The organism is Pseudomonas sp. R19M (assembly GCF_050312585.1).
GTDB lineage: Bacteria > Pseudomonadota > Gammaproteobacteria > Pseudomonadales > Pseudomonadaceae > Aquipseudomonas > Aquipseudomonas palleroniana.
This window is the reverse complement of sequence record NZ_JBNPJV010000092.1, coordinates 411,242-419,092: the sequence shown is the minus strand read 5'-3', so window position 1 is coordinate 419,092 and position 7,851 is coordinate 411,242. Positions and strand designations below refer to the sequence as shown.

At 50.4% G+C, this 7,851-nt stretch carries 7 protein-coding genes and 1 pseudogene; 7 read left to right on the top strand and 1 reads right to left on the bottom strand.

The window, feature by feature from the left end; translation table 11 throughout:
• Positions 1-182: 182 nt before the first annotated feature.
• On the top strand, positions 183-581 hold the full coding sequence (locus ACQRBT_RS23220; protein WP_158683624.1) for a hypothetical protein: 399 nt from the start codon (positions 183-185) through the stop codon (positions 579-581).
• 387 nt (positions 582-968) lie between these two features.
• Here ACQRBT_RS23220 and ACQRBT_RS23215 read toward each other — a convergent pair whose 3' ends face one another.
• The gene (locus tag ACQRBT_RS23215; protein WP_060752854.1) at positions 969-1,301 is read right to left on the bottom strand and encodes a DUF6124 family protein; all 333 of its coding nucleotides are present in this window, start codon (positions 1,299-1,301) and stop codon (positions 969-971) included.
• Between the two features lie 363 nt (positions 1,302-1,664).
• On the opposite strand from ACQRBT_RS23215, the pseudogene ACQRBT_RS23210 reads away from it, so the two are divergent.
• The 6 genes and pseudogenes from ACQRBT_RS23210 to ACQRBT_RS23185 all read left to right on the top strand — a co-directional run.
• Positions 1,665-4,871: pseudogene (locus ACQRBT_RS23210) on the top strand (DUF637 domain-containing protein); the annotation flags it as partial.
• A 1-nt stretch (position 4,872) separates the two neighbouring features.
• A complete protein-coding gene (locus tag ACQRBT_RS23205) occupies positions 4,873-5,169 on the top strand; it encodes a barstar family protein (RefSeq protein ID WP_427851686.1) in 297 nt (98 codons plus the stop codon).
• Between the two features lie 354 nt (positions 5,170-5,523).
• The gene (locus ACQRBT_RS23200) at positions 5,524-5,901 is read left to right on the top strand and encodes a hypothetical protein (RefSeq protein WP_412045993.1); all 378 of its coding nucleotides are present in this window, start codon (positions 5,524-5,526) and stop codon (positions 5,899-5,901) included.
• A 2-nt stretch (positions 5,902-5,903) separates the two neighbouring features.
• Complete coding sequence (locus tag ACQRBT_RS23195; RefSeq protein WP_412045994.1) at positions 5,904-6,293, top strand: hypothetical protein; 390 nt, start codon at positions 5,904-5,906, stop codon at positions 6,291-6,293.
• A gap of 392 nt (positions 6,294-6,685) precedes the next feature.
• A complete protein-coding gene (locus ACQRBT_RS23190) occupies positions 6,686-6,955 on the top strand; it encodes a hypothetical protein (RefSeq protein ID WP_412045995.1) in 270 nt (89 codons plus the stop codon).
• Positions 6,956-7,046: 91 nt separating this feature from the next.
• Positions 7,047-7,394, top strand: a complete 348-nt coding sequence (locus tag ACQRBT_RS23185) for a hypothetical protein (protein ID WP_412045996.1) — start codon at positions 7,047-7,049, stop codon at positions 7,392-7,394.
• Positions 7,395-7,851: the final 457 nt, after the last annotated feature.

The window sequence follows — 7,851 nt, the reverse complement described above, 5'->3', positions numbered from 1 at the left end:
CCTCGTAGTATTCCTGGAAAAGGGGATATATATGTTGTTAATACACCTGAGGGGAATTTCACGCTTCGAAATTTTTCCTCTTCATCTGGCCAGACTGGTCCAGCCTGGACTATTGATGTGCCTAAAGCCGCGGCAGGCACAACGTATAATCCAGAAATAAAATTTCTGATTGGAAATCCATAATGGATATTAGATTTGTTGAAGAAATAGTACGTGATTCATTTGGTCTGTGGATATCGGCTCTTTTTAGTGCAATTGGTTCATGGAATCCTGAGCTATCGTTTTCTCAGCAAAAAGATGCTTTTTTTTCTGTGGTCGAATATCTGCTTGTTACTGGAAGAATAAAATTTATAGCGCCAAATGCGGATTGCTATATTTCTTCTGATAATCCGCATCCGAAATTTTCGATTAATGATGAAGAGTCTCACTGGCGGTTGGATGCGCAACAGATCGTGTCTTTCTTGAAAGATAAGTGGCCGGAAGGCGTTGTGAGTGAAAGTGACGAAGCACTCACAATGTATTTTTATGAAGTGCCAGGTATAATTTGGGTGGACGAAAATGGCCGTTTTTTTTCTTCGTAAGTTGTTGGTGCAAAGGGCACAACTCCTGAGAATATTAGCCCTATAGGCGCCGGACGAAGTGGAGCTTTTAATAAAGCTAAACGTCAATCAGGCATTCCCGCAAGCCAGGGAAAATATAAAAAATGGTGGTCTTATCCCTGTTTCCCTCTGGGCGGAGGTGGCTCCTCTAATGCTTGCTTGACCAAACCCCCTATTAAGCCAAAACAGTAATCCCCCACGCCGAATACAACAGTGCTTTCTTTGTTTTTTTTCGTTGCCACGTCATCGTTTCTTTACGCAGGTCTAAAAGTTATCGGCACCAAGCTATATGTTGACACGGCACAACCCAATAGCAAAAACACCGAGCCGCCGTTGGGCGTTACGACGGCTCGGTACTGCGTTAAAGGCTTAGCTGCCCGCTACTGCTGCCTCCCGTTCCATCAGCTTGTCCATCAGCAACACCCCCAACTCACTCAACTGGTGTATTGCCAGCGCTACATCGCGTGGTTTCCCGGTCAGGTCCTCAGACAGGTCAAGCAGCAAGGCGCTGACTGAGGAAAAGGTTTCGTAGCTGTTGGTGATCAGGGTTTCTGAGCTGGTGTCGGGTGCGACACTGAATAAGCCCGGCGGCGGCAGAGGTGCAGCCGTTTCTGGATTGAGGTAGTGATCTATGGCGCGATGCGCCGCCTGATTGAGTTTCAGGTCGGGCTTACTTGGAGGATTAGGCGTGACTTTGAACATACTTGGAATTTCCCACTTTAGGGCCGCCACCTCTGAGCTACTAAACTAAGGGGTGGCAGCTGTGCGCAGGTTAGTAGACCGGGGAATTCCAAGAAAGCCGGCGCGCCCGAGGACGCCCTGCACACAGCCACCATAAAGCACGGACGTTGTCGTCCGACAGATGAAGCTTATGCACTGATTGGAATAACCCCGGGCTACTAAACCCGATCACTGAGTTTTCAGCGACCGAGCAACCTTAGAGACGCCCACTCAAGCGCACAAGCCGGCGGATTCTGACGCAAGCGTAGGCAAGGGAGCAAGGCGCTGTCGCCTCAGACTTTCCTGTTTCAGGGCTTGTTGTAGGACATCTACTCATTCGGCAACGCCGTAAATGGCGACGTGATCAACGAGCGCACCGTCACCGGCCACGACAGCAGCGATGGTGTCATCAGCGAACACAGCGACTTTCTCGACAGCGCCGCACGTATCGAAGCGGCCAACGACATGAGCATCAGGGCCGGCCGCGACTTCTCCAACCAGGGCAGCGTGCTGCAAAGCGGGCGCGACACCACCATCCAGGCCGGCCGCGACCTGAGCTTCGGCTCAGTGGAGCAGGCCAACAGCAACGCGAACCTCAGCGCCCGCAACAACAGCCGCTCCGTTACCCAGAACGGTTCATCGGTGACGGCGGGTCGCGACCTGTCAGCGATTGCTGGCCGCGATCTGACAGCAATTGCCAGCCAGATGGATGCCAAGCGGGATGTGGCGATGTCGGCGGTGGGCGACCTGACGATGGCTTCGGCGGCGGACGAGCAGCATTCGGCGTTGAACCTGAAGAAGGTGAAGGCGCAGGAAGACCATGTGAGCCAGGTGGGCACGTCGGTCAAGGCCGGCGGGGATGTTTCGCTGAGTGCTGGCAAGGACCTGGCGATGATTGCCAGCCGCGTCAGTGCGGGGGATGAAGCGTATTTGGTGGCGGGTGGAAAGCTGGGGTTGCTGGCGGCGGAAGACAGCGATTATTCGCTGTATGACATGAAGAAGAAGGGGAGTTTCGGGAGCAAGAAGACTCAGAGGGATGAAGTCACGCAGGTCACCAACATCGGGAGTGAGATCACGAGCGGGGGGGATCTGACGCTCAAGAGTGGCAGTGATCAGGTGTATCAGGCGGCCAAGCTTGACAGTGGTGAGGATATCGCGATTGTCAGTGGTGGTGCGGTGACCTTCGAGGGCGTGAAAGACCTCAAGCAGGAAAGCCACGCGAAAAGCAAAAGCAGCCTGGCCTGGAACAGCATGAGTGGCAAGGGCAATACCGATGAAACCGTCAGGCAGACCCAGATGGTTGCCAAGGGCGACATCATCATCAAGGCTGTTGACGGTTTGCACATTGACGTCAAGCAGGTCAATCAGCAGACCGTCAGCCAGGCAATTGACGCGATGGTGAAGGCCGATCCGCAGATGGCGTGGTTGAAGGACGCCGAGAAACGCGGGGATGTTGATTGGAAGCTGATCAAGGAAACGCACGACTCTTATAAGTACAGCAACTCCAGCCTTGGGCAGGGGGCGATGCTGGCGATCATCATCATTGTCACGGTATTGACGGCGGGGGCTGCCAGTGCCGGGGTCGGTTCGCTCGCAGGTGCAACGGCTGGATCTGGTTCTGCGATGGCAGCCGGAACTGCTGCGACAGCCGCCACGTCAACGAGCGCAGCAGTTGCTGCGACATCAGCAGGGCTCGGGAACATTATCGCGACAGGTGCCTTGACGTCGTTAGCCGGCACGGGAGCGGTTAGCGTCATCAATAACAAAGGTAATCTCGGAGCGGCGTTCAAAGACACGTTCAGCAGTGACAGCTTAAAAAATGCGCTGATTTCCGGATTGGCCGCTGGTTTCACCACGGGTGTCATCGATCCAAATCTGGGAGGCACTACCAAGCCGTTCAATAACCTGACCAAAGGTTTTGATCTCAGTACCCTGGAGGGGATTGGAGGGTTTGCGGTTCATGCGGGTGCTCAAGGTGTGGCCACCGGAGCCATCCAGACCGCGATTGGTGGCGGAAGCCTGGGCAAGAATGTGACGGGCGGTCTGGTCTCCCAGGCCGGGAACGTAGCGGCAGCGACGGCGTTTAACTTCGTGGGAAGTTATGCCCAGGAGCATTGGCAGGCCGCTAAGAATGCAGGCGATACCAATGGCATGGCGATGTGGGCTGAGGGAGGTGTGGCTCGTGTCTCCATGCACGCGTTGTTTGGTGGTGCTGTATCCAGTGCCACGGGTGGGGACTTCAAGACCGGGGCCATTGCTGCTGGTGCGAGTCAGGCAATGGCGCAGGTTCTGAACGATACATTCGACAAACAACCAGAGTTGAGGCAAGGGGTAGCGCAGATTGTCGGACTGACTGCTGCAGGCTTGGCCGGAGGGGATGTCAATAAGGCGTCCTGGGTGTCGCAAATGGCGGATCAATACAATCGCCAACTGCATCAAAAAGAGACAATCGCGCTTGAGTCGTTGCAGAAAGACAATCCGGACAACGCCTATAAATTGAAAGCCGCCGCCTGTGCCTTGGTGCATTGCAGCGCCTCCGTTCCGGTTGACGACCCTAACTACAAAGTCATCCGTGAGCTCGAATTGGATGGTGGCAGCTTTAAAGATGCTCAGAAGCAACTGATGGCAACTGGTGCTTTTGATGAATACGGGCGGTGGGATAAAGCCAACGATAATTTGCTGAAGAATGATGAGGCGCTGAAGCGTTCTGGAAATGCGGGGCGTGCTGTGCTGGGGGCGATTGGTGCCGCCGCGGGCTTCGGCGGTGCAATACTGTCTACGCCAGCCTGCGTGACAGTTGTGGGTTGTGCTGCACCAGCGCTTTCCGGATTGGGAGGTGCGCTTTCCTTTCACGATGGGATGCAGGCGACAGGGGAGCTGCTAACGCCTTATCAATACACTCAGGGGCAAAAGGTACTTGATTCGTTCAGTTCTGATACCTACCCGGGTGATGTTAACCCGATGCGTGACTATGGAACCGCGGCTGCGCGGGCGGCGATGGAAATTGCGCTGTTCAAGGGGACCGCGAAACTCGCAAGTGGAGAGGGGGTGTCGATTCTGTTGCCGGGCAAGAAGCCCGTAGTATCTGCAAATGGTGGTGATGCGCTTCCTGCGCAGGAGATCGCAGGTGCAAAAGTTGCAGAAAAGTCTGTAGACAATGCAGCGCATAATGCCGCCAGTTATGCTGGATTGAAGCTTGATCTCAAGACAACAGAGGCAGCAAATAGCATTGTCGACAGTCTACGAGCAACGGGGCAACTTCCGAGTAATTACGTTACTAAGGCACAGGCTGCTCAACAAGGATGGCAGCCTGGAAAAGCATTGAACAACAGCGTTCCAAGTGGGCAGATGGGTGGTGACGTTTTTGCGAATAGTACGAATGTTCTTCCATCCTCGGCAGGTAGGACATGGTTTGAGGCGGATGTCGGGCTGACCAGTACTATGTCTCGTAGTAATCAGCCAGGGACAAGGTTGCTATACTCCAACGATGGTCTACTGTACATAACGACTGATCATTATAAGACTGTGGCACCTATTGGAAGTTGGAAGTGAGGTGGTGTGCGTGAATGTTGTAATTCTCGGGAAAAAAATAATGAGTGAAATGGATTTTCATCAGCAATTGGCGACGGCACTTGACGTGCAGGGGTTTTATGGTTTCAATCGGGACGCATTATGGGACTTGCTCAGCGCTGGCGTAGAGAGGCCGGTAGTCTTAGTGTGGAAAAGTGCTCAAGTATCCAAGATGAATTTGGGCGCTTCATTTGAGGAAATCGTAGAAGTTCTAGAGCGAGTCAAGCAGCAGGATGAAGGTTTCGGATGGGAGGATAAATTTACGTACGAACTTGATTAGTTTGTACAAAAGCGACAGGCTAGACCCGTGCAAGTGCGGCGACTGGCGGGAACCTTGTTGTCGATAATGGTCCTAAGCTCCTGACTCATTCCCCGGCAACAAGGTTTTTTAAGGGTGATGAGGCGGTTCAGCACTTTGGAGAACATAGTTCAGAATTGATGGGAGCATTTGGTCGGAACTCTTATAATCTTAAACGCTATATAGATGATGCAGAGTATGTGATTAAAGATGGAGCATTTGTTCCTGAAATGAAAGGAAATAGGGGTCAGACCACGTTTTTGCGCTATTTAAAATTATAGAAAGAATGGTGGTCTGACCCTATTTTGCTCTGTATGCGGACCAGCCTGCGCAGCAATGACAATTACTTACAAAACGGGTGCGGCTATTAGCCTTGACAATGCAATTGGAAGCTTTGTAAACGGGGTCAGGCCGACTGGCGTTAACACTCTGGAATTATCAGATGTGATATCTAAGGCGGGAGTTAAAAATACTGTAAACACTACAATGCTACCTGAGCAGTTAAGCAAAGCACTGCAAGAAGGAGCGAGTGTTATCGTTCAGGTTCCCGCCGGCCAAGGAAAACACTTTATTATTGTTGATGGTGTTAAGTCTGTTGACGGCGTAAGTTACTATATGACACGAGATCCATATGTCGGGCCAAGAGGTGTTCAACAAGGGTTGTTAGATGGCGCAATGTCAACAGGCGTTAATGCTATTGTGATAGGGAGGTGATAATGAATGTCGGCGATATTGTTGAGCCAGATGGTTGGCTGGTTATTATTGATTATAAGCTTTTCCTCATACCAGAAAACTATTCGAAAAATTATGAAGATGGTGAAAAAATTGAGATGTCTAACCCTGCAATAATGTTTTCTGTGATGGATGAAATCCTTCCCTTGGCCGGGGGAAAGAGCTTTATATTCCATAAGTCTAAGGTTTCAGGGGTCTTGATAGAGCTTTCGCCGATGAAGATTGAGCTAACAGCTTTATCTGTAGAGGAGAGAGGGCGTGGTTTTATTTCTATAGATATTGAGAGAGATGTTGAAAAATATAAATCCCGGTACGAGGATTTCCTTAAGAAGAGACAGAAAGTTAAGTCCGGTGACTGGCTAGATTACTTTTAGGTGCAAAAGGAACTGGGGCTGTTGTAGATGACACAATCAAGGCATCACCAGCCCCAAGACAAATAGATGCATCGTGGAGCACGAGCAGTTATAACAAAGGTGGTTTGATGACAGGTATTGAGCATGTATTCTATCGCCATGGACCTGACTCAGGACTAGCGAGTGTTAGTAAGTTCTCGCAAGGAACATCTGTTAAAGATGTCTCTAGTTATGTTGATAACGCACTGAGATATGGGAAGGTAACTCCTAATGGCCCAGGTGGGCACGTTATTGAGTACAACGCAGGTGAGGTGATTGGAACAAACGTCTCAGGCGCTCCAAGATCGACAATCAAAATAAATGTTCGGGGTGGTGTGATTTAGACTGCATTCCCATACTAGTTAGGAATGGTTATGGGTAGTGGCGGCACACTAATAGAACGATTTGTCGCCCAAGAGTTGGACGACAGTGTTCGCTCTATTTTGAAAGATGCCTTTGATGAGCGGATTTGCTCAAAGAGCGTTCTGTTCAGGGAGTTCGAGTTTAATTGCTTTGATGTTTCTTTAGACTTTGAAAAAGGCATCGTCACATTGCAAGATGTTCTTTCCGCTGGAGAGAGTAGCTTTCTTGATATACCTATACGTGATTTTATCTCTGCTTGCGGTTTGAATGTCTCTTGTTAATTGTAGAGGCCTAGATGTGATCTGACGCCGGCCTAGCACCCGCGAAAATAGGGGTCAGACCACGACTTGCGTTTTTTAGAGTTCAGCAGAGTTGCTCTTTAAAAATATAAAGAATGGTGGTCTGACCCCTATTTCCACTTATCGGCCAGCAGATAGCGACCAATTTGAAAAGATTCTGACTTCGTATTACGGTGCGGATAAAACTGGCAGCAGGGTCGGAAACGGCGGATTGGCTGACGCTGTGCGTTATGAGAAAGCTACAGGCGACATGTTGTCTCCCGCTGGGCATGAGCAAAAAGCCATCGAGCTCAGTAATAGACTAAGTGATCTAGTTCGTAATGCTGACAATCAACCACCCGGCAAATACCCTTACAGTCAGCGAGATATTGATTTTGCTAAACAGCTAATAAAGGATATCGACAATGCTCTTGGCCGATGAGTGCTTCAGAAAGTTTGTTCTGTGGTTGGTTTCTTTACCCTTCTTGTCCGCTGAAGCTCTGGAGGCTTCATTAAAAGAATTAGGCGGGGTGGGTGGAATTATTGAGAACTCATACTACATATCCGCGTACGAGTTTTTAGGTTGCACTCTGGTGCAGGAAAATTCATTTGAACACATACTGGAGTTTCTTCGGGGGTTCGAGTTGGAATTGAGTGAGAATCCTGGGTATCTGTACTATTTTGTTGAGTCTATAGTCGACCATTCTTTGGTTCGTGGTGATGATCTCGAGACGTTAATAAGTGCGGCGCCTGACAACTACAAAACATTTTTGTGTAAACGGTTTTTGCCGAGGTGAGACTGGTTCGTTGGTGCAAAAGTTGGCTCGATAGTTGATGCTGAGAAAGATGCACTAGACCGAATAGCGCAGTCCTCCAAATGAAGTAGGGGGGGGAGTAGG

What these genes read in the sequence shown, in the direction of transcription:
- ACQRBT_RS23200 (WP_412045993.1), top strand. Translation starts at nt 5,524, where the DNA reads ATGACAATTACTTACAAAACGGGTGCGGCTATTAGCCTTGACAATGCA.
- ACQRBT_RS23220 (WP_158683624.1), top strand. Translation starts at nt 183, where the DNA reads ATGGATATTAGATTTGTTGAAGAAATAGTACGTGATTCATTTGGTCTG.
- ACQRBT_RS23195 (WP_412045994.1), top strand. Translation starts at nt 5,904, where the DNA reads ATGAATGTCGGCGATATTGTTGAGCCAGATGGTTGGCTGGTTATTATT.
- ACQRBT_RS23215 (WP_060752854.1), bottom strand. Translation starts at nt 1,301, where the DNA reads ATGTTCAAAGTCACGCCTAATCCTCCAAGTAAGCCCGACCTGAAACTC.
- ACQRBT_RS23190 (WP_412045995.1), top strand. Translation starts at nt 6,686, where the DNA reads ATGGGTAGTGGCGGCACACTAATAGAACGATTTGTCGCCCAAGAGTTG.